Annotated in this window: 16 protein-coding genes; 12 read left to right on the top strand and 4 right to left on the bottom strand. The window is 62.7% G+C overall.

Going from position 1 to position 20,131, the window contains the following annotated elements; genetic code table 11:
* Positions 1-27: 27 nt before the first annotated feature.
* Genes ACPEH8_RS17055 through ACPEH8_RS17070 form a run of 4 tightly spaced genes read right to left on the bottom strand, consistent with a single transcriptional unit; the run spans position 28 to position 3,816 of the window.
* Complete coding sequence (locus ACPEH8_RS17055; protein WP_313161080.1) at positions 28-426, bottom strand: hypothetical protein; 399 nt, start codon at positions 424-426, stop codon at positions 28-30.
* Entirely contained in the window at positions 423-1,004 is a 582-nt protein-coding gene (locus ACPEH8_RS17060; protein ID WP_423667595.1) for a hypothetical protein, read from the bottom strand. Before ACPEH8_RS17060 ends, ACPEH8_RS17055 begins: the two co-directional genes overlap by 4 nt.
* Before the next feature lie 29 nt (positions 1,005-1,033).
* The gene (locus ACPEH8_RS17065) at positions 1,034-1,453 is read right to left on the bottom strand and encodes an NUDIX domain-containing protein (protein WP_313218553.1); all 420 of its coding nucleotides are present in this window, start codon (positions 1,451-1,453) and stop codon (positions 1,034-1,036) included.
* Positions 1,450-3,816 carry an alpha/beta hydrolase family protein gene (locus tag ACPEH8_RS17070; RefSeq protein WP_026070538.1) on the bottom strand — a complete coding sequence of 789 codons (2,367 nt, stop codon included), beginning with the start codon at positions 3,814-3,816 and terminating at the stop codon, positions 1,450-1,452. Before ACPEH8_RS17070 ends, ACPEH8_RS17065 begins: the two co-directional genes overlap by 4 nt.
* Before the next feature lie 350 nt (positions 3,817-4,166).
* Between ACPEH8_RS17070 and ACPEH8_RS17075 the strand changes: the two genes are divergently transcribed.
* Genes ACPEH8_RS17075 through ACPEH8_RS17130 form a run of 12 tightly spaced genes read left to right on the top strand, consistent with a single transcriptional unit; the run spans position 4,167 to position 20,060 of the window.
* Entirely contained in the window at positions 4,167-6,902 is a 2,736-nt protein-coding gene (locus ACPEH8_RS17075) for a type VI secretion system Vgr family protein (protein ID WP_423667598.1), read from the top strand.
* Positions 6,892-7,821: a hypothetical protein gene (locus ACPEH8_RS17080; protein WP_262072189.1), complete on the top strand. Its 930-nt coding sequence runs from the start codon at positions 6,892-6,894 to the stop codon at positions 7,819-7,821. The genes ACPEH8_RS17075 and ACPEH8_RS17080 overlap by 11 nt, the downstream gene beginning before the upstream one ends.
* A complete protein-coding gene (locus tag ACPEH8_RS17085) occupies positions 7,818-10,745 on the top strand; it encodes a T6SS effector BTH_I2691 family protein (protein ID WP_423667601.1) in 2,928 nt (975 codons plus the stop codon). Before ACPEH8_RS17080 ends, ACPEH8_RS17085 begins: the two co-directional genes overlap by 4 nt.
* On the top strand, positions 10,738-11,472 hold the full coding sequence (locus tag ACPEH8_RS17090; RefSeq protein ID WP_262072187.1) for a putative type VI secretion system effector: 735 nt from the start codon (positions 10,738-10,740) through the stop codon (positions 11,470-11,472). Before ACPEH8_RS17085 ends, ACPEH8_RS17090 begins: the two co-directional genes overlap by 8 nt.
* A complete protein-coding gene (locus ACPEH8_RS17095; RefSeq protein WP_423667604.1) occupies positions 11,432-12,760 on the top strand; it encodes a hypothetical protein in 1,329 nt (442 codons plus the stop codon). The genes ACPEH8_RS17090 and ACPEH8_RS17095 overlap by 41 nt, the downstream gene beginning before the upstream one ends.
* 14 nt (positions 12,761-12,774) lie before the next feature.
* Positions 12,775-13,851, top strand: a complete 1,077-nt coding sequence (locus tag ACPEH8_RS17100) for a hypothetical protein (RefSeq protein WP_423667607.1) — start codon at positions 12,775-12,777, stop codon at positions 13,849-13,851.
* Entirely contained in the window at positions 13,844-14,578 is a 735-nt protein-coding gene (locus ACPEH8_RS17105; protein WP_423667610.1) for a putative type VI secretion system effector, read from the top strand. Before ACPEH8_RS17100 ends, ACPEH8_RS17105 begins: the two co-directional genes overlap by 8 nt.
* Positions 14,538-15,866 carry a hypothetical protein gene (locus ACPEH8_RS17110; protein WP_423667613.1) on the top strand — a complete coding sequence of 443 codons (1,329 nt, stop codon included), beginning with the start codon at positions 14,538-14,540 and terminating at the stop codon, positions 15,864-15,866. The genes ACPEH8_RS17105 and ACPEH8_RS17110 overlap by 41 nt, the downstream gene beginning before the upstream one ends.
* Before the next feature lie 5 nt (positions 15,867-15,871).
* Positions 15,872-16,954 (top strand): DUF6708 domain-containing protein, encoded by a 1,083-nt coding sequence (locus ACPEH8_RS17115; RefSeq protein ID WP_423667616.1) that lies wholly within the window; start codon positions 15,872-15,874, stop codon positions 16,952-16,954.
* Positions 16,947-17,681, top strand: a complete 735-nt coding sequence (locus ACPEH8_RS17120; RefSeq protein WP_423667619.1) for a putative type VI secretion system effector — start codon at positions 16,947-16,949, stop codon at positions 17,679-17,681. The genes ACPEH8_RS17115 and ACPEH8_RS17120 overlap by 8 nt, the downstream gene beginning before the upstream one ends.
* Positions 17,641-18,993 carry a hypothetical protein gene (locus ACPEH8_RS17125; RefSeq protein WP_423667622.1) on the top strand — a complete coding sequence of 451 codons (1,353 nt, stop codon included), beginning with the start codon at positions 17,641-17,643 and terminating at the stop codon, positions 18,991-18,993. The genes ACPEH8_RS17120 and ACPEH8_RS17125 overlap by 41 nt, the downstream gene beginning before the upstream one ends.
* A gap of 5 nt (positions 18,994-18,998) precedes the next feature.
* Positions 18,999-20,060 (top strand): DUF6708 domain-containing protein, encoded by a 1,062-nt coding sequence (locus ACPEH8_RS17130; RefSeq protein ID WP_423667625.1) that lies wholly within the window; start codon positions 18,999-19,001, stop codon positions 20,058-20,060.
* The last annotated feature ends 71 nt before the right edge of the window (positions 20,061-20,131 follow it).

Below are 20,131 nucleotides of genomic sequence, written 5' to 3' on the forward strand. Positions count from 1 at the left end.
GGGAGGTACCTGTACGAAAAAAAAGGATCAGGGGACCGGGCCGGCACTGCCGACCGGAGTCACGGGAAGCGGCGCTGCGTCCTCGGCGGGCGCGGTCCAGTCGGGGCAGGTGGCCGCCTCGCGCAGCCGATAGCGCTGGCCATCGTTGACCAGGGTCTGCTCGGTTGCGTCGTAGTCGATCCGGTACTGTCGCCCATCGCCGAGCCCGGTCAGGCGCCAGTGCGCGCCGTCCGGCTCCAGGCGGAAGTAGGTCGGGTCGTCGGGCGGGAAGGGGTAGACCACCGTACCCCTGCCCACCACCTCCAGCGCCGGTCCGTCCTCGCCGACCACATAGCGGCCGCACGGGATGTGCTGCGCGTCGGCCAGCGCGCTGCCGGCCAGCAGGCACGCCAGCGCGCCCGTCCCCCACCGCAGTCGCCGGATCACGGAAAGAACCGCGCGCGCACGTCGGCGCGCCACAGCCGCTGCACCAGCCACAGGTGCAGCGCGAAGAACACGATCGCCGCCAGCGCGAGCAGGCCGGTCCAGATCGCGCGCTGCACGCGCAGGGACGCACGCAGCGCCTGGATATCCGGGGTCTGCACGGTGGTGGCCAGTGCGGCCTGCATGTTCTGCAGAAACAGGTCCATCAGCCACGGCATCACGAAATTGAGCAGCGCGGTCAGCACCAGCAGGAAGGTGAAACCCACCAGGGCCCAGCGCTGGAAACGCAGCAGCCCCCAGCAGGCAGCCACGCCGAACAGGCTGAGCAGCAGGGCCGCCGCGGTCAACGCCTGGGCATGCGCAATGCCCAGCTTTACCGGCTCAGGCAGCAGGGTCCACCAGTCGCTCTCCCACAACGCCATCCTCGTGGCGTCGGTCAGCAGCAGCGGCAGCGCGAGCATCTGCACGGCGAACCACAGGCTGGAGGCGGCGCACACCAGGAGCGAGGCCTTGGCCATCGGCGCGATGAAGTCGTCGGCGCGCGGTGTACGTAGCGGTAAATGGGGAGGAGGCAATGACATCCGGTGTCCTGGGTGACCAGACCGCGATGTCAGATCGCGGCCACCGCACGTGCGGCCGCGGGCAGGATATGGTCTGCGCTCAACGGTGCCAAGCGGCAATTGTGCGGCGGTACGCCTGCAATCCACGCCAGCTCCGCGATTTCGGCGCGTGCCTGCGGCGTTCCCGCCACCCGCACCTGCCAGGCGTGGGCGCGAACCCGGCGGCCCGGCTCGTTCACCGCCCAGGCTTCGAACGCCCCCAGCGGCAAGGCGCTGCCGGCGTCCAGCCGCACGCCCAGTTCCTCGTTCAACTCGCGGGCGAGGGCGTCCAGCGGCGCCTCACCCGGCTCGGGTTTGCCACCGGGCTGGATGAACGTGTCCGAGCCGTGCTTGCGCACCACCAGCACGCGGCCGGTGGTGTCGCGGATGACCGCGGCCACGATCTCGATCGGCGCCGCGTCGTGGCTCACTTCAGGTTCTCCTCGAACAGCTTGAGGATGCGCTTGTACTGGTCCAGCCAGGAATCCGGACGCACGTAGCCGTGGCGTTCCAGCGGGTACGGCGCGATCGTCCAGTTGTCCTTGTGCAGCTCGATCAGCTTCTGGGTCAGATTCACCGAGTCCTGGAAGAACACGTTGTCATCCATCATCCCGTGGGCGATCAGCAGGTGGTCCTGCAGGCCATCGGCGTACTCGATCGGCGACGACGTGCGGTACGCCTCCGGATCGATGTCCGGCGTGTTGAGGATGTTGGCGGTGTAGCCGTGGTTGTACTGGTGCCAGTCGACCACCGGGCGCAGCGCGGCGCCGGCCTTGAATGTGCCCGGCGAGCGGAACAGCGCCATGAAGGTCATGAAGCCGCCATAGGAGCCGCCGTAGATGCCGGCATGCGCGCGGTCACCCTGCTTGGTGTCCACCAGCCAGTCCAGGCCGTCCTTGTAGTCTTCCAGCTCCGGGTGGCCCATGTTGCGGTAGATCGCCGTGCGCCAGTTGCGGCCGTAGCCTTCGCTGCCGCGGTAATCCATGTCCAGCACGATGTAGCCCTTCTGCACCAGCAGGTTGTGGAACATCTGCTCGCGGAAGTAGGCCGGGTAGCGCTGGTGCACGTTCTGCAGGTAGCCGGCACCGTGCACGAACATGGCGATCGGATACTGCTTGCCCGGCTCGGGGGTTTCCGGACCGTAGTACTTGGCCCAGACCACGCCGGCACCGTGCTTGGACGGCACCTGCACCAGCTTGGGCTGGATCCACTCGCGCGCCTTGAAGGCGGCCGTACGGGTGTCGGTCAGCAGCCTGGCCTGGCCACCGGCGGTGGGGACCACCGCCACCTGCGCCGGCAGGTACGCACCGGAGTAGCGCACCAGCAGCTGCTGGCCGTCCGGGGACAGCGAGAAGTCTTCCACACCGTTGAGCGAGGTCAGCTCACGCACCTGCCGGCTGGCGGTGTCCACCGCACACACTTCGTAGTCGCCGGGCGACTGCTGGTTGCACAGGAAGTAGAAACCGCGGCCATCGGCGCTGGGCACCGGCATCGAGGTTTCCCACGAGCCGCGGGTCAGCGCCTGTGGCTTGGCCGTACCCTGCTGGGTGTACAGGTGTGAATACCCCGATTCCTCCGACAGCAGCCACAGCGTGCGGTTGTCGCTGGACCAGCCGAAGTCGTTGAAGCCCCAGTTGATCCACGCGCTGTCGGTCAGCCGGTGGCGATTCTCCAGCCTGGCGCTGGCCGCCGAGACGCTGACGATCCAGCGGTCCTTGTTGTCGTTGGCGCGCAGCATGATGGCCGCCTGCTGACCATCGGCGCTCCAGCGGATGCCGGGGCTGCCCGGGCCGGCCAGCACCTCCAGCGGACGGTTGCCCTTCAATGCGTCCTTGCCGGCGGCCTTGCGCAGCGCGGCCAGCGGATCGGTGCCGATGCCGGGCAGACCGTCCAGCGACAGCGGCTTGACCGTGCCGGCCACGGCATCGACCAGCCACAGCGCGTGCGGCTCCGGATCGTTGCGGCCCACGCGGGTGCGGGTGTCCTCGAATTCCTCATAGCCCGATTCGGTCACGTACTTGGGCATCTTGCCGCCGCGGCCTTCATCGAAGCTCTTCGGCTTGGTCACCACGATCAGCGTGCGGGCATCCGGCGACAGCACGCTGTCGACGATCTCCACATCGGCGCCCAGGTACACCGGACCCGGGGCGCGGGTGCTGTCGGCGCGGCGCCAGCTCGCTTCCTGCTGCTTGAGCGCCTCGCGCTGCGCGCGGTCGTTGCGCAGCGTGGCCAGGGTGCGCAGCTGCTGGTCGCGCAGCACATCGGCCTTGGGCGCGTCATCGGGATTCTTCTCGGCCTTCAGGCTGGCCACCTGCTGCACGCCCCCGGCGGCGGTCCAGTGGAACCAGTTCTGGCCGGTGCGCCAGATCACCCCGCCGTCGCGGGCGAACGCCACCGCAGCGGATTTCTCGGTGCTGCGGGTCAGCTGGGTCAGCGCGCCGCTGCGCAGGTCGCGGAGGAACACATCGCCGTTGCGCACGAACACCGATCGCTGGCGCGCGCTGTCGTACACCGGACTGTCCACGTCCAGCGTGCCGCGCTGGTCGTCGCTGACCTGCACCGCCACGCCACCGCCGATCGGCTGGCGGAAGGTATCGCGGACCGGGCTGCCTGTGCGCTTGAGCTGGTACTCGACCTGCTGGCTGTTCCAGGACCACCACGCGCTCTCGACCGGCGGGCCGATCCAGTCCGGGTCGGCCATTGCCTGCTCGATGGTGATCGGCGTCGGCGCGGCGTGGGCGGTACCGCCAAGGGCGGCGAGCAGCAGCAGGGACAAGGGCAGCGTTCTGGGCATTGCGGGCGGCACCGTAGAGGAAAACCCGGCAAGCGTAGCAGCCGTCAAGGCCCGCCGAAGGGGCCACAGGTCATGGGGACAGGATCGGAAAAGTCGCGCGTGCGCAGGGGTCCACGCGGAGGAGCGGATGGAGGATGCGGCGCTGGCCATCACCGTTCGTGCGTCGAGCGAAGTCCGCGTTGATCAATCTTCGAAATTTCATAGAAACATCAATCGCTTATTCAAACTTTTCCTATGGTGGCACTCCGCTGCCTCCGCCCAGAATTCACGCGGTGACGCACGGTGCGGGGTACTCCCGCCCGGCCATCGGGCGGCCTGGAGCCTCCGTGCCAACAAGGAGTGGATCGGTCATGGAAGGGATATACGCGCTGCGGGCGGCACTGGCGGCCGCCACGCAGGAGCGGCGCCACCTGCGGCTGGACACGCTGTTGGGAGCGCGGCTGGGGGCGGTCGAGGCGTTCAGCGGCATCGAGCAGGTCGATGGTGCGGGTTTCGTGCTGGACGTCCTGGTGCTGTCGCTGGAGGCCGATCTGCCGCTGGAACAGTTGTACGGCACCCCTGCGCTGCTGCAGATGCAGACCACCGGCGCGCCACGCGCGTTCCACGGGCACGTCACCGCCGTTGAACGGCTCGGCAGCAACGGCGGTCTGGCGCGCTATCGGCTGCGCCTGCAGCCGTGGCTGGCGTTTCTGGCCCAGCGCGTGGACAGCTACGTGTTCCATGACCGCAGCGTGGTGGAGATCGTCGAGGACATCTTCGCCGACTATTCCGGTCTGGTGCCGGCCTGGCGCTGGGCGCTGGCCGACCGCAGCCAGTACGCCAGGCGCAGCCTGACCACGCAGTACCAGGAGTCGGACCTGGGCTTCCTGCAGCGGCTGCTGGCCGAGGAGGGCATCTACTACTGGTTCGAGCATGCCGGCGACCCGGGCAACGCCCGCCTGGGCGCACACACGCTGGTGCTGGCCGATCACCACGGCGACGTTCCTCGACTGGGCACCGTGCGCTTCCACCGCCGCGATGCCACCGAGCGCAGCGACAGCGTGCGGCACTGGCGCGTGGCACGGCGCTGGTGTCCGGCTGCCGTGTCACGCCAAAGTTGGGATCACCGCACCGCCACCCTGCGCCACGCGCGTGCCGAGGTACCGGCGGAGGTGTCGGGTATCGGCGAGGACATCGACACCAGCGGCCCGTACGGCTGGCAGGACAGCGCCCGCGGCCAGCGCCGCGCGCAGCAGCATCTGGATGCATTGCGCGTGCGCGCGCACACCATCGAGGGGCAGGGCAGCTGGCGCCAGCTGGTGCCGGGCGCGCAGTTCCAGTTGGGCCAGCATCCGGGTGTGGACGCCGGCACGAGCTTCCTGTGCCTGTCGGTGCAGCACCAGGCCCGCAACAATCTCGAGGCGGACATCCTCGATGCGCTCGAGCAGCAGCTCGGCCCGGTCGCGCAGGCGCCGCTGGCGCTGCCGGTCGCACTGGCCGGGCTGGCCGCCGCCGCACCCGCGCAGGCGGTGACCTCCACCTTCTACGACAACCGCTTCGTGGTGATTCCGGCTGACGTGGTCTATCGCCCGCAGACCGAGGACGGCCACGGCGTGCGCCTGCATCCGCGCCCGTCGATCACCGGCACGCTCAGCGCCATCGTGGTCAGCGACGGCGAGCCGCTGCAGTCCGACCGCGACCATCGCATCAAGGTGCAGTTCCCGTGGCAGCGCGGCGGTGCGTCCAGCACCGGCCAGGCGCACCCGGGCGGCGACGACAATGCTCCGGCCAACGGCGGTGCCTGGACCTGGGTGCGGGTGATGACCCCGTGGGCCGGCGACAACTGGGGCGGGGTGGTGCTGCCGCGGCGCGGCCAGGAAGTGCTGGTGGCGTTCCTGGAGGGCGACATCGACCGCCCGGTAGTGGTGGGTGCGGTCTACAACGGCCGCGGCCAGAACGATGCCTCGCACAACCAGGTCGCCAGCGGCGGCGCGCAGGCCACCGGCAACGCGGCCGCGTGGTTCGAGGGCAACGACCACGGCGCGGTGTTCACCGGCTTCAAGAGCCAGGCGCTGGCCGACAGCCAGGGCGGCGCGGGCGGCTACCAGCAGCTGCGCCTGGACGACACCCCCGGGCAGGGCCGCGCGCAGCTGTCCACCACCCAGCATGCGACCACGCTGACCCTGGGCCACCTCAAGGGCGGTGAGGACAACGTGCGCGAGGCCGAGCGCGGCTTCGGCGCCGAGCTGTCCAGCCAGGCGTTCGGCGCGCTGCGCGCGGGCAAGGGCCTGCTGCTCAGCACCGAAGGCGGCGAACCGCAGCTGGCGGCCAATCAGGCGATGGCGCAGCTGCAGGAAAGCACCGAGCTGGTGGCCACGCTCAACGAATCGGCCCACAACCAGCAGGCGATGCTGCCGCAGGAACCGAGCGAGCTGCCGGCGCACCAGGCGCTGCTGCAGTTGCAGGAAAAGCTGGGCGGCATCCAGAGCGGTGGCCCGGCCGGCAGCATCCAGGGCGGTGACGGCGAAGCGCCGGGTTGGGATGCGCCGACGCTGATGGGCAGCGGCGTGGCCGGGGTGATGAGCCTGACGCCGGCCGACCAGGTGTGGGTCAGCGGCACGCAGACCACGCTGGCCTCAGGCGTGGCGCTGAACTGGCTGAGCCAGGGCTCGCTCACCCTGGCGGTGTCCGGCGGGCTGGTGCTCTACACCGCCGGCAACGAGGCCAAGGCGGACAGCCCCAACACCGAACGCGGCATCGCGCTGCACGCCGCGCAGGGCAAGGTCAGCGCACGCGCGCACAAGAATCTGGCGCAGCTGGCGGCCAAGACCGCAGTCAAGATCGCCAGCACCGAAGCGGACGTGCGGGTGTCGGCACCGGCCAAGCACGTGCTGGCCACTGCCGCCGGTGCGTACCTGCGCATCGAGGGCGACAACATCGAGCTGGGCGCGCCGGGCACGGTGGATTTGAAAGGGGTGCTGCGGGAGTGGACGGATCCGCAGCTGATGTCTGACACGGCCGCGTTGAAGAGCGCGACGCACAAAGGATGCGAGCCGCACCTGATGTCTGCGCAATCACGCTATGAGGGTACGGCCGATGTTGGATAACGCACTCTGCGAGCAGCTGGTCGCTCTCAATGATCGTGCTGGGGGGAACTGCTATCTGTTGATGCAGAACGGACACCAGGAAACAGAGGCGGACACGCGCTTCAATGACCTCGCAGAACAAATCCAGATCTGCTCGATGCCCGTACGGCATCCCGCGCTACCGCCAGGGTTCTCGCCCTACCTGCTCCGCATACGCATGAATGAAGGTATGCCGGCAACGCTGTCTTCCCTGGCAGTTTCAATGGCCCTTGCAGACAAGGCGACGAGCGCACTCAGGCGGGGTGTCGTACAACGCACCTGCGCGTGGATATGGACGTCGGCAACGGCCGAGCAACTCTCAGACAACATCGCAGAACGCCTGATATCTCCGTGTGCATCCGCGTACGCCGGGAGACGATGGCTCCGCTACTACGATCCCATGGTCACGGATCTGTTCCTGCAGGCGTGCACGCCGGCTAACCGGGCACATTACTTCGATTGCATCACCCATTGGGCCTTCATCGACAGATGGAAGCGATTGTCGGTGCATACACCAGACGCTGAAGCGCCCGTCGGTTGTCGAAACGTCAACTGGAGCTGCATCCGTTGCATCGGCGCAGTGAACCAGGCATGGATTCGAGCACGCTTGGACGCCATCGATGTTCTACCTGAAGCGTTCGACCTGGCGCTCGACGCGGTCGCCACTGCGCATCGGCAGGGCATGACAGAACAGGCGGATCTCGACTTGTTCGCATGGCAGAGCTTTTACTTGGGGCCACGATTCCACGCACACGACGTTGTGCGGGCGCTGCTCAGCGCTGTGGCGGCGGGCAAGCGCTATGACGAGATGGTCTATCAGATTGACGAGTCGACCTGGCAACGAGTTGCCCTCGAGGCAGGGCTGCATGGCCCCAAGTCAACCGGCTGGGGTGAACGATGAGCAGTCAGCAAGGCTCTCACGGGGAGAGCGCCAGCCCAGAAGTGTCTGATCTCCCCGCAGTCAAAGCCGTCCTGCCTGCCGAAGACGACCTGAAAGATGCATGCGATATATGCCGCAGCACCGGCCTGGCCATCCTTCCCGTTCGCTACACCGTCGTTCCCGATGCGTGTCCCGACGCGGGCCTGGGCATCCTGCGCGGCGGCCGTGCCTGCGCCGAGGCGATTGCGGCGTCAGGCTACAAGTATGCCCTCAGAACATTGCGACAAGGCATGCTCTACCTGTTCTATGAGCAGGGTGGGCCCTACGGCCCGAGGCATTGGGAGGCCTACTCGGTAGCCGAGAACGGGACGCTCTGGCGCCAGCCGTCCGCATTCACTGCCCGCGCCGTGGAAGGCGCCGGCCTGCCGGCCTGCAGCCGAAACGCGCACGACCCCATGCGTACCGAGTTCATCACCATCCAGCGCCCCCATCTGTGTGGCACGGTCTGGCTTGCATTCTCCCAGCACGTATGGACCCCTGCCACGCTGGATCGATATGCAACGGACGAGGAGCTGCGGGCAGAGCGGATGCAGCCGATCACGCCGGCAACGTGGATTCAATCACCTGCGTCGACCGCGGACTACGCCCCCATCAATGACGCATCGCTTCTGTCGAGCATCATGGAGTACAGGCAAACGAAGGACCCGGCGAAAGAGCCCGCCGAGCTTCCACACTTTGCCGCTCCCCGCGCGATCAGTCGATCCGACGGGACATTCTTCGGGGAGGTGTTGAGGGCCAACGCAACCCGCTATCCGTGGTCGCGACGCACCCGTTGGCATGACGCCAATGCGGCCGAATCCCTTCAGGATCGGTACCAGCTGCTTTGTACCCATAGCAGCAATGGTCGCGTCGGGGAGAACCGGAAGAACTACGCCCCTATGCTGATTGGTCTGTGGGATGCCGTTGGCGTCGTCCACGAGCTCAACGGCTACTGCCACGACGTCATTGGAAACATCGAGCGCTACAAGCAGGAAAGAGCATTGGAGTTGAACGCCGTGGGCCATATCGAGCAGATATGCAGCCTACTGGAGCTCAATGGCGCCGTACTTTCTGACAACTACGCCAAGGCAAGCCTCGCTGAACTTGAGAGGCTATATGAAGAGAGGCGATCGAGACCGCGATACACGACGGGTGGTAGGAAAGTGGAGCCCGCCCTCTCTGAAGAGGACAAGAAGCAGTTCACCGACCATCTCTCCCGAGCGCTGCTCCCACTGTATCAACAGGAGGCGCGGGACAAATGGAACAAGAAGTACTGGCCTCTTATAGATGAGCCTTCCTTCAGGGCGTTCAAGGGTAACGTCGAGGTATTCATGGACGCTGCGCTGTCCTGCCTGGAGCCCAGAACAAGGGCGCTTGGATCGTGGTTGCGTAACGAGCTCTTCCTGGTCACGCTTGAGGACTTTGATGGAACGTCCCCGGGCTGTGGTCTGAGGTTCGAGGAGGTTGTGACCAATGCCATCGAGGGGCTTGGCATCAGCAGAGAAGGTCGCAGGATTCTGACCCTGCTGTCAGCGAACACACACGTTACCCGACGAGAGTGCCTCCTATGGCGTGTCATCGCCCAAAACCAGGACGATGCGCGACAAGAACTTGAGCAGACCCTCGCGGAGGCCAACGCACATCGTGATCTCGCTCTCAACGCATCGGGCGCCGCCTGGTTGACATTCGTGTCCGCAACTTCACACCTCAAGAAGTACCTGGACTACTACCGAAAGTTCGAGGCGGCGCAGAAGGAGGCGGTGCCGACGACGGCGGCAGACAGGATCCTTCGGGACAGCGGTGTAGATCGCTTCGTCACCACAGCAGGTGCCTTCATGCTGAACTGTTTCCCCTTGAAGGGTATCCAGGACAAAGCAGGCAATGCAATGGTCCGCTTTGTCTTCTACACCCGGGCGTTGATGAGTGCCGAAGAGGCCTCGGATCTGATCTCCAAGGAGGCCGGTGCCGGCGTCGAGGTCAAGCGGTACTTCCTCGATCGGGTGAACCATTATCGCTCCCGGAAGATCACGCAAGGCACGCCCATGATGTTTGCGCTCCGCGATGTGGAGCGACATCACGGAACGAGGTTGATGCAACAGCGTTGGAAGACAGCGGCCGACAGCAGCCGGAACGTTGTCCGTCTCAACTCCCTGACGGGCGTTCTGGAGTTGGTGAACTTCATCAACCTCTCGCTGAAGGCTGATAAGAGAGCGCGGGACTATGCCACTTTGCTGGCGTCAGGCATGTCGCTCATTGCCGTGCACACCAGTATTTCTGAAGGTGTCAGCAAGGAGTTTTATGGCAGTGCGAGCCGGAGTGTTGGGCGGATGAAAGTTGTCGGTGGACTCGCAGGTGGGGCTGGCAGCTTCATCGGGGCAGTCTATGACATGGGTGAAGTCTCCAAGGCTTCCAAAGATCAGCGATATGGAGCGACGGCTTCGCTTTTCATAAAGGCTCTTGCGGGTGGCTCAATTGGCAGTGCTCAGTTTCTGACTGCGCTCGCCTACTCATCGCCTGTGATCAAACGCGTCGTCGGAAGCAGCGCTGTGACGATCGCTTTAGACGGGATCAAGGCAGGTTTGACTGCGGCTACTTCGAAGGGCGCTGAATCTGCTCTCGCGTCGCAGTCGATGAAGCGAATCGGCGTATGGATACTGAGATTGGGTGGCTGGAAGGCGGCATTAGCGATGGCCGCCATTGAAGGAACTGTGTGGGCACTTAGTCCGAACGATCTCGAACTATGGTGTGAAGAAAATGCGTTTGGGAAGGTTAAAGAGGGATGGCTATTCGGGATCGGCGAGAGTGGTCCGAAGTTCAGATCGGCAAAAGAACAGGAGGAGACATTCATGGCTGCAATGGGAAGCGTTTCCACCAGGTCCAGTGAGGCAAGTACTGCTGATGCATAAGACAAATCTGGGTTCATTGGAAGTTATCCATGGAAAGGCCAGCAATGCGACGGTTGAGGGCGTACTTGTAAACACGCTCGGCCGCACAGGTGACCGCGAAGGCATGGCCGCTACGGGCGTCATTGCCGCCGCTATGGGATTGAGCGGCGCGGCTGCCCACATGGCGGCGTCCTCAATGGAAGAGATGGAAGAGCCGGTGGCCAAGGTGAGTTTCGAGCTTTCAGGTCAGCCAGTTGAGGGGTTGCTATGGAGATGGCCGTTCAAGGAAGGCGATCAGCTCACGGTCGTTGGCAATCATGTTGCTGGGGGCGGCTTCGTCGCGCTTGCGGTAGTGAACGAGGCGGATCGAATCATCACTCTCTATCCTCATGTGAGTGCAGGGCGTCATGCGCACTGGTGGCGGGTGTTTCGATACTCGTTTTCTGTCAGCGTACTGGCGATCTTCGTCGCCCTTGCCTTCATCTGCATCACGTTATTGCCCATGGGTGATAGCGAGGCAAAGCAACTCCGCGTTATTGCGCTGGGATCGCTGACGGGCTTCGGATTTTTCGGTTGGATTGGCTACAGTCTGGGGCGGAGATTCACGCCCTACACCAGAATGGCGGAGGCCGTGTTCACGGCGATTGGCTGGAGCGATGTCAAATGGGTCAATCTCAGGGCAGACGTCAAGAAGCTAAGAAAGCCTGGTGACCCTCCTGCGCTTGGCGACAGCTATTTCAGGTACTGATCATCCCCGAGCAGTGTCACTGGAGATCGCAGTGGTCAACCCTGCAACCCAGGGAATCGAAGAAGGGAACCTGGCGTGGCGGGTCTATGCCCTGAACCACCTGCCCTTGGCCCAAGAGCTGGTCGGTGCGCTGGACGCCGCGCAGACCGATGCGTCGGCGACGGATGTCTGGGGCATCGCGGCGGCAGGCAACGAGGCGGTCATCCGGGTGCTGGACATGTTCGACAAGGCGAACGCTGCCCTGCGTGCCTGCGAGAACGCCGGACAGGTCGCGTGGTTCAAGCGCAGCCTGCTCGGCACGGTGATGAGCTGGTACGCCCAATGGGGACGCGTGCTGTACAAGGCATCACTGCCTGCAGCAGCGGACAAGGTCCAGATGAATCTCATGATCCGGGCCCTGCAACTGCGGATGGGAGACTACGCCCGGAACTACCCGGTTGCGGAGTTCCACGCCCGCTCGGTGGACTCCGTCACCACGTCCTACTGGCGGGGGCAGTTCAGCCGCTATGTCCGCGTGGGCGTTGAACGTGAGATGGCCAAGGGGCGCGAAGGTGGGGTGTATCAAGGGCGGGCACTGATGCTCGCCACGCTCTTCGAATCGCTCAACCTCATGATCAAGGGGCGCAATCTGCTCGGCGACGTCCCGACCGCACGCCAGGGCGCAGAGCTCATCGCCTCGGGATTGACCCTGAGTGGAGGCGTGTTGGTGATCCTGGAAGAAGGATCCACCTGGATCAAAGGCAACTTCAAACCGGGATCCCAAGTCGCTGCGTACAGCGAAGTGTGGGGTGGCCGGTTGGGACTTTATGGGGGGTTCTTGGTTGCGACTGCTGGCGTGGTTGGGGCAGTGCTGGATGGAGCTGCAGTTGTGCAGAGCGCGAAGTCTGCTCGCGTTCACCTCGCAATTGCATACGGCGCAAGAGGAGTCATATCTGGGACGGCAGCAGTAGTAGGGGCAACGATTAGCTTTGCTGGATCCGCACCCTTCCTCCGCGCATTGCTAGAAAGGTCGAGAACCAAGTTCTTCCGCACCTTGTTCGATATCTCCAGTCGCCTTGCTGCCACGCTAATCGCCAAGGAAATGGTCATGCTGATGCTTCGTGCATGGGGAGCTCGGCTGAGCTGGGCCGCTGCAGCCGCCAGCGTACTAATCATCGTGATGAGTCCGGATGAGTTTGAAAAATGGAGCGAAAAAAGCATTTTCAGGCTAGACAAGTCTTCAAAGGGTTACCAAGATCGAGCGGACGAACTTGTAGCTCTCGTGCGAATAGCGAAAGGAGGGAGCTGACGAAGATGTATCTCATGGAAATGATTTTCTGGTTGGCAAAGTTGGATGCGAAGGAAGAGGGTCAAATGGCCGCGCGGCCGACTGTGTCCCTCAGCAGCGGTGCAGGCGTCGGGCAACGAATTCAAAGAGAGCCGGGCGACGAGTTCGCAGTATTCACTGTGAATAGACGCTTCATTGACATTCAGGGTGCATGGCAGGAAGACAAGAGAGGCATCGTCACCTTTGTCTTTATCGGCATCATGTTCGTCCTTCAAGGTCAATTTCTAGTTGGAGTAATCGTCCCGGGAGTTCAGCAGATGATCTCTGGGATTGGGTACTTTGGAAGGCCGCTTCCTTCGGATCACTACGTTGGAATACCCATATTCATTCTGATGTGGGCGGTGGCGAACGGCGTCTTCTTCAGGTTCTGCTGGCGCTGGGTGCGATTGGAGCTGTTTGTACAGCGACGGATCATCGTTCGCTTCAACCGCGTCACGCGTCAGGTACACATCAACAGACCTGCCTGCGCGGGTGGAACGGTCACTCTCCCATGGGATGACGCCATCATGGAGATGACGGGCGGCGAACCAGGCTCCCGCACCGGCGATGGAACGCTGATCATGGGGTGGTCAGGGGATCGCACCGGCGCCGGATTCGACGAGATCTGCATGCTCGGTGGCCTGCTTGACGATCAAGGCAGCGCCGAGGCGCTCGGTGAATACATCCGTCGCTACATGGAGGAAGGCCCCGACGCCGTGCCTCGACCCAAACGCCTGCGTGCCACGTTCCCCTGGCCCTGGGATTCCGTGCGTTCCACCTTGAGCTTCCTCCTCCCCTCTTGGCGTACCGGTGACAAGGGACTTGTGCTGTCCTTCGCCTTGCTCCTGTCCCCGCTGCTGCTGTTGCACAGCGTCTGTCATTGGATCTCGCTGTTGCTGTGCTGGCCCACCTGGTGGCCACGCATCATCCGTCGCGCGGGCCTGCCCGGAGCGCCGGTCCCAGCCCTTACGGTGGCCGAAGACTACGGACCGGAGATTGCGCAGAAGTTGCGGGCGTCGGTAATGAAGCTGGTCAAGCCATCCGCGGCAGCCGATTCTGTATCTGATGCATAAGACAAATCTGAGTTCATTGGAAGTTATCCATGGAAAGGCCAGCAATGCGACAGTTGAGGGCGTACTTGTAAACACGCTCGGCCGCACAGGTGACCGCGAAGGCATGGCCGCTACGGGCATCATTGCCGCCGCCATGGGATTGAGCGGCGCGGCTGCCCACATGGCGGCGTCCTCAATGGAAGAGATGGAAGAGCCGGTGGCCAAGGTGAGTTTCGAGCTTTCAGGTCAGCCAGTTGAGGGGTTGCTATGGAGATGGCCGTTCAAAGAGGGTGATCAGCTCACAGCCATTGGCAATCGTGTTCCCGGCGGGGGCTTCGTCGCACTTGCGGTAATGAACGAGGCGGATCGAATCATCACTCTTTATCCCCATGTGAGTGCAGGGCGTCATGCGCACTGGTGGCGAGTGTTCAGATACTCGTTTTCTGTCGGCGTGCTGGCTGTCTTCATTGGCCTTATCACCATCTGCATCGCACTATTCCCAATGGATGAAAGCGACGCAAGGCAACTCCTTGTTATGGGGCTTGGACTGATACCGAGCATCGCGATTTTTCTTTGGATTGGCCACAGTCTGGGCCGCCGCTTCACGCCCTACACGAGAATGGCCGAGGCAGTGTTCACGGCGATTGGCTGGAGCGATGTCAAATGGGTCAACCTCAGGGCAGACGTCAAGAAGCTAAGAAAGCCTGGTGACCCTCCTGCGCTTGGCGACAGCTATTTCAGGTACTGATCATCCCCGAGCAGTGTCACTGGAGATCGTAGTGGTCAACTCTGCAACCCAAGGAATCGAAGAAGGGAACCTGGCGTGGCGGGTCTACGCCCTGAACCACCTGCCCTTGGCCCAAGAGCTGGTCGGTGCGCTGGACGCCGCGCAGACCGATGCGTCGGCGACGGATGTCTGGGGCATCGCGGCGGCGGGCAATGAGGCGGTCATCCGGGCGTTGGACATGTTCGACAAGGCCAACGCTGCCCTGCGTGCCTGCGAAAATGCCGGACAGGTTGCGTGGTTCAAACGCAGCCTGCTCGGCACGGTGATGAGCTGGTACGCCCAATGGGGGCGTGTGCTGTACAAGACATCACTGCCTGCGGCGGCCGACAAGTTCCAGATGAATCTCATGACCCGCGCCCTGCAGCTGCGGATGGGAGACTACGCCCGGAACTACCCGGTTGCGGAGTTCCATGCCCGCTCGGCGGACACCGTCAAAACGTCCTACTGGCGTGGGCAGTTCAGCCGCTTTGTCCGTGTGGGCCTTGATCGTGAGATGGCCAAGGGGCGCGAAGGTGGCGTGTATCAAGGACGGGCGCTGATGCTCGCCACGCTCTTCGAGTCTCTCAATCTCATGATCAAAGGGCGCAACCTGCTCGGCGACGCCCCAACAGCACGCCAGGGCGCGGAGCTCATCGCCTCTGGATTGACCCTGAGTGGGGGCGTGCTGGCAATCCTTGAAGAAGGGTCTACCTGGATCAAAGGGAACTTCAAGGCGGGATCCCAAGTCGCTTCGTATAGCGGGGTATGGGGCGGGCGGTTGGGCCTTTATGGGGGTTTTCTGGTTGGTATCGCCGGTGTGATCAGCGCAGTGCTGGACGTGAGCGCGATGGCTGAGAGCTCTCGACGCAGAAGGCGGTGGCTGGCCACTGCGTACGGAGCCAGAGCCTTCGTTGCAGGGGCAGTTGTAGGGATTGGCGCAACCATCAGTTTCGCTGGCTCAGCTCCATTCATACGCACCCTCTACAAGCGAACAGGCAGCAACTTCATTCGAGGACTGATCAGGGGCACGGGTGGATTGGCGGCATCTCTGTTGGCAAACAAAGATCTAATGGTGATGCTCCGAGTTTGGGGTGCTCGGTTAGGTTGGGCTGGTGTAGCTGCCACGGTCATGATCACTCTCCTGAGTCCGGATGAGTTTGAACAATGGTGTGAGAAAAGCATCTTTCGGAAGGACGCTTCATCAAAGGGGTACCGAGATCGGGAAGAAGAGCTGGTCGCAATCGTGCAACTTCTGAATCGAGGTGACTGAGTCATATGTATCTGTTGGAGATGCTGTTCTGGAAAGCAAAAACAAGCGCCCCTCGGGCTACGGAAGAACTCGATAGCTCTCCCATCCAGCAGGCGTGCATTGGTGTGGAGAGCAGAATTCAACGTGAACCAGCTGACGAGTACGCGATATTCTCAGTATCTGATCGGCTCATGGATGTGCAGGGCGCTTGGCAGGAAGATAGAAGGGGGGTAGTTACCTGTCTTTTTCTAGGGGTCATGTACGTTCTACAGGCGCAGCTTCTTTTCGAAGTGGTCAAGCCTGGCATGGAAGTCATGGTGTTGGGCGTTGACGAGACTGGAGAACGGATTGCATGGCACGACCATGTGGCAATCCTGTTGCATGTCTTAATGTGGGCGGGCGCGAATTTTGCTCTATTCAAGTATTGTCTCCGTTGGATCAGACTTGAAGTTTTCACGCAACAGCGCATCATCGCTCGCTTCAACCGTGTCACCCGGCAAGTGCACATCAATAGGCCATCCTACGCAGGTGGGATTATCACTCTCCCGTGGGATGCTACGGTCATGGAGATGACAGGCGGCGATCCAGGCTCTCGTACAGGAGATGGAACGCTGGTCATGGGATGGCAAGGCGATCGCACCGGTGCCGGGTTCGATGAGGTGTGCATGCTCGGCGGCCTCCTTCAGGATAAAGGCAGCGCCGAAGCCCTCGGTGAATACATCCGCCGCTACATGGAAGAAGGCCCCGATGCCGTGCCGCAGCCCAAACGCTTGCGTGCAACGTTTCCCTGGCCTTGGGATTCTGTGCGTTCCACCTTGAGCTTCCTGCTCCCGTCCTGGCGTACCGGCGACAAGGGTCTCGTTCTGACCTTCGCGCTGCTTCTGTCTCCTCTGCTGCTGCTGCACAGCCTCTGCCACTGGATTTCATTGCTGTTGTGCTGGCCCACCCGGTGGCCACGCATCATCCGCCGCGCCGGCCTGCCCGGGGCGCCACTCCCTGCACTCACCGTGGCCGAAGACTACGGCCCGGAGATCGCGCAGAAGTTGCGGGCATCAGCAATGAATCTGGCTCAGTCATCTGCAGAAGCCGAGTCCGTGTCTGATGCATAAGGCAAATCTCGGCTCATTGGAGGTTATCCATGGAGAGGCAGGTAACGCAACGGTTGAAGTCGTACTGGTAAATACGCTCGGCCGCACAGGCGACCGCGAAGGCATGGCCGCTACGGGTGTCATTGCCGCCGCCATGGGGTTAAGCGGCGCCGCGGCCTACATGGCGGCGTCTTCAGTGGAGGACATGGAGGAGCCGATGGCCAAAGTGAGCGTCGAGCTTTCAGGTCAGCCGGTTGAGGGGTTGCTATGGAGATGGCCGTTCAAAGAGGGTGATCAGCTCACTGCCATTGGCAATCGTGTTCCTGGCGGGGGCTTCGTCGCGCTTGCGGTAATGAACGAAGCAGATCGAATCATCACCCTCTATCCCCATGTGAGTGCGGGACGTTATGCACACTGGTGGAGGGTGTTTCGATACTCCCTTTCTGTCGGTGTGCTGGCCGTCTTCATTGTCTTTGTCATGATCTGCATTGCAATCTTACCGATGGCCGAGAGCTCGGTAAGGGAACTCGCCATTCTGGTGCTGCTGTCCCTGCCAACTATCGGAATATTCCTTTGTATTGGCTACAGCGTAGGACGGCGCTTCACGCCCTACACAAGGATGGCCGAGGCCGTGTTCACGGCGATTGGCTGGAGCGATGTCAAATGGGTCAATCTCAGGGCAGACGTCAAGAAGCTAAGAAAGCCTGGTGACCCTCCTGCGCTTGGCGACAGCTATTTCAGGTACTGATCATCCCCGAGCAGTGTCACTGGAGATCGCAGTGGTCAACCCTGCAACCCAGGGAATCGAAGAAGGGAACCTGGCGTGGCGGGTCTACGCCCTGAACCACCTGCCCTTGGCCCAAGAGCTGGTCGGTGCGCTGGACGCCGCGCAGACCGATGCGTCGGCAACGGATGTCTGGGGCATCGCGGCGACAGGCAACGAGGCGGTCATCCGGGTGCTGGACATGTTCGACAAGGCCAATGCTGCCCTGCGTGCCTGCGTGCCTGCGTGCCTGCGTGCCTGCGAGAATGCCGGACAGGTCGCGTGGTTCAAGCGCAGCCTGCTCGGCACGGTGATGAGCTGGTACGCCCAATGGGGACGCGTGCTCTACAAGACATCACTGCCTGCAGCAGCGGACAAGGTCCAGATGAATCTCATGATCCGGGCCCTGCAGCTGCGGATGGGAGACTACGCCCGGAACTACCCGGTTGCGGAGTTCCACGCGCGCTCGGTGGACTCCGTCACCACGTCCTACTGGCGGGGGCAGTTCAGCCGCTATGTCCGTATGGGTCTTGATCGTGAGATGGCCAAGGGGCGCGAAGGTGGCGTGTATCAAGGGCGGGCGCTGATGCTCGCCACGCTCTTCGAGTCTCTCAATCTCATGATCAAAGGGCGCAACCTGCTCGGCGACGCCCCGACCGCACGCCAGGGCGCAGAGCTCATCGCCTCGGGATTGACCTTGAGTGGAGGTGTGCTGGTGATCCTGGAAGAAGGATCCACCTGGATCAAAGGAAACTTCAAGCCGGCATCCCAAGTCGCTTCGTACAGCGAAGTGTGGGGTTGCAGGTTGGGGCTTTATGGGGGGTTCTTGGTTGCGACTGCTGGCGTGGTTGGGGCAGTGCTGGATGCAGACTCAGCATTTCAGAAGCAAAAGGCAGAACGTGGCCCCCTGTCAATTGCGTACAGCGCTCGAGCATTCATAGGGGGAACGGCATCTGTAGTAGGGGCAACGATCAGTTTCGCAGGGTCGGCGCCATTCCTTCGTGTCACTTTCAAGCGCGCACGAATCGCACTATTTCGCAGCCTACTAGATGTATCGAGCCGCATTGCCACCCGCCTACTTGCCAACGAGGTGGTGATGCTCATGCTCCGCTTGTGGGGCGCTCGACTGGGCTGGGCAGCTGCGGCCGTGAGCCTCTTGATCATCGCGATGAGTCCAGATGATTTTGAGACTTGGTGCGACCGAAGCGTATTTAGGTCAGGTCGGTTATCGAAAGGCTATCGAGATAAAACTGATGAACTCATTGCTCTTGTGCAGCTTGCGAAACGGGGAGGCTGATTCCGATGTATCTCATTGAAATGATCTTTTGGAAAGCAAAGCTGGGCGGAGGAGACAGCGATCGAGAGGGTGCGCAGTCGGGCGCATCCATTGATGATGGTGCTGGGATACGCCAACGAATCAACAGAGAGCCGGGCGACGAGTCCGCGGTGTTCGCCGTGAACAAACGCTTCATGGATGTTCAGGGCGCATGGCAGGAAGACAGGAGAGGCGTCGTGACTTTCGTATTCCTGGGCCTCATGTACGTGCTGCAGGGCCAGTTTCTTCTGGGAATGATAGTTCCCGGCGCAGAAAAAATGATATCCGGAATCGGCTATCTGGGCAGACCGCTGGCCCCCGAAAACTACGTAACAACGCCCATCATCACGTTGATGTGGGCGGCGGCGAACATTGTCTTCTTCAGGTTCTGCTGGCGCTGGGTGCGATTGGAGCTGTTTGTACAGCGACGGATCATCGTTCGCTTCAACCGCGTCACGCGTCAGGTACACATCAACAGACCTGCCTGCGCAGGTGGAACGGTAACGCTCCCGTGGGATGCCACGGTCATGGAGATGACAGGCGGCGAGCCAGGCTCCCGCACCGGCGATGGAACCCTGATCATGGGGTGGTCCGGGGAACGCACCGGCGTCGGGTTCGACGAGATCTGCATGCTGGGTGGCCTGCTTGACGATCAAGGCAGCGCCGAGGCGCTCGGTGAATACATCCGCCGCTACATGGAGGAAGGCCCCGATGCCGTGCCGCAGCCCAAGCGCTTGCGTGCCACATTCCCCTGGCCCTGGGATTCCGTGCGCTCCACCTTGAGCTTCCTCCTCCCCTCTTGGCGTACCGGTGACAAGGGCCTTGTGCTGACCTTGGCCTTGCTCCTGTCCCCGTTGCTGCTGTTGCACAGCCTCTGCCATTGGATCTCGCTGCTGCTGTGCTGGCCCACCTGGTGGCCGCGCATCATTCGCCGCGCGGGCCTGCCCGGCGCGCCGGTCCCAGCCCTTACGGTGGCCGAAGACTACGGACCGGAGATTGCCAGGAAGCTACGGGCATCGGTCATCAAGCTTGCCGACCCCTCACCCTGAACGGGTCACCCATCCTGAACCCGCCTCCACCTGCGACAAAGTGAAGCAGCGCGTCACCGGGTCGCATGTGC

The organism is Stenotrophomonas sp. NPDC077461 (genome assembly GCF_049545475.1).
GTDB lineage: Bacteria > Pseudomonadota > Gammaproteobacteria > Xanthomonadales > Xanthomonadaceae > Stenotrophomonas > Stenotrophomonas nematodicola.

Coding starts and splice junctions, on each gene's coding strand:
- ACPEH8_RS17090 (WP_262072187.1), top strand. CDS start 10,738: ATGCATAAGACAAATCTGGGTTCATTGGAAGTTATCCATGGAAAGGCC.
- ACPEH8_RS17105 (WP_423667610.1), top strand. CDS start 13,844: ATGCATAAGACAAATCTGAGTTCATTGGAAGTTATCCATGGAAAGGCC.
- ACPEH8_RS17130 (WP_423667625.1), top strand. CDS start 18,999: ATGTATCTCATTGAAATGATCTTTTGGAAAGCAAAGCTGGGCGGAGGA.
- ACPEH8_RS17080 (WP_262072189.1), top strand. CDS start 6,892: ATGTTGGATAACGCACTCTGCGAGCAGCTGGTCGCTCTCAATGATCGT.
- ACPEH8_RS17100 (WP_423667607.1), top strand. CDS start 12,775: ATGGAAATGATTTTCTGGTTGGCAAAGTTGGATGCGAAGGAAGAGGGT.
- ACPEH8_RS17070 (WP_026070538.1), bottom strand. CDS start 3,816: ATGCCCAGAACGCTGCCCTTGTCCCTGCTGCTGCTCGCCGCCCTTGGC.
- ACPEH8_RS17085 (WP_423667601.1), top strand. CDS start 7,818: ATGAGCAGTCAGCAAGGCTCTCACGGGGAGAGCGCCAGCCCAGAAGTG.
- ACPEH8_RS17120 (WP_423667619.1), top strand. CDS start 16,947: ATGCATAAGGCAAATCTCGGCTCATTGGAGGTTATCCATGGAGAGGCA.
- ACPEH8_RS17115 (WP_423667616.1), top strand. CDS start 15,872: ATGTATCTGTTGGAGATGCTGTTCTGGAAAGCAAAAACAAGCGCCCCT.
- ACPEH8_RS17060 (WP_423667595.1), bottom strand. CDS start 1,004: ATGTCATTGCCTCCTCCCCATTTACCGCTACGTACACCGCGCGCCGAC.
- ACPEH8_RS17075 (WP_423667598.1), top strand. CDS start 4,167: ATGGAAGGGATATACGCGCTGCGGGCGGCACTGGCGGCCGCCACGCAG.